Origin of the sequence: Mitsuaria sp. WAJ17 (genome assembly GCF_014174515.1) — a bacterium.
Taxonomy (GTDB): domain Bacteria; phylum Pseudomonadota; class Gammaproteobacteria; order Burkholderiales; family Burkholderiaceae_C; genus Roseateles_B.
The window spans coordinates 1-760 of the sequence record NZ_JACJUG010000095.1 but is presented as its reverse complement, the minus strand read 5'-3'; the positions used below and the strand labels follow the sequence as shown (position 1 = coordinate 760).

Below are 760 nucleotides of genomic sequence, written 5' to 3'. Positions count from 1 at the left end.
CATTGAGCAGCACCACGCTGCCGCCCTTCTCCACCACCACGCTCAGCGGCAGGGACTGCACCTTCTCGTAGGCCGGGCTGGCCACGGTCAGGCGCGCCACGAGCTCGGTGGGCCCGGGGCTCAGGCCCCGCAGCTCGCCCAGGGCTTCACCAGTGGCGTCCAGCGCATAGTCCGTGGAGCCGCCGAAGTTGATCTTGCCCTCCACGGGCACCGCCGGGTCCGTGCCGCTCAGGCGCGCGCGCAGGCGCAGCGGCTGGCCGGCCAGGGTCTTGGCGTCCAGCCGCTCCAGCGTCAAGGCAGGCCGGATCTGCGGCAGGATGACGATGTCCAGCGGATCGCTCAACGAGCCCGGCACCCAGTCGCCGAAGCGGATATTGCCCAAGGCGTCCACGCTGCCGCCGGCTTCCGTGTTGAGGAAGCCGCCGATGCCCTGCACCGAGCGCGAGCCCGGCTTGCTGAAGCTGCAGGCCAGGGTGTGGATCACGTCACCGGCCACGTACTGTGCGGCCCCGCCGGACACGCAGCGCGCGCCTGGCACGAAGCTGACGTGGTAGTCCTGGTCGCGGCGCTCGCGGCCGGCGAAGCGCAGGGTGAACACCAGATCTTCGCCGACGTAAGCCGTGGTCCTGGCCACGCTCAGGCTGATCTTGGGGGCTTGGGCCTGGGCCGGTGCGGCACACAACAGCCCCAGGCTCAAGGCGGCGGCACCCAGCCAGTCCCCCCTGCAGCGCCATCGCGCCAGGGAGAGAAGCTTGAAAAG

At 70.8% G+C, this 760-nt stretch carries 1 protein-coding gene; it reads right to left on the bottom strand.

Annotation, left to right across the window (positions count from 1 at the left end; translation table 11 throughout):
* The coding region (locus H5407_RS23520) for a hypothetical protein (protein WP_183106911.1) at nucleotides 1–760 on the bottom strand (760 nt) is incomplete at both ends.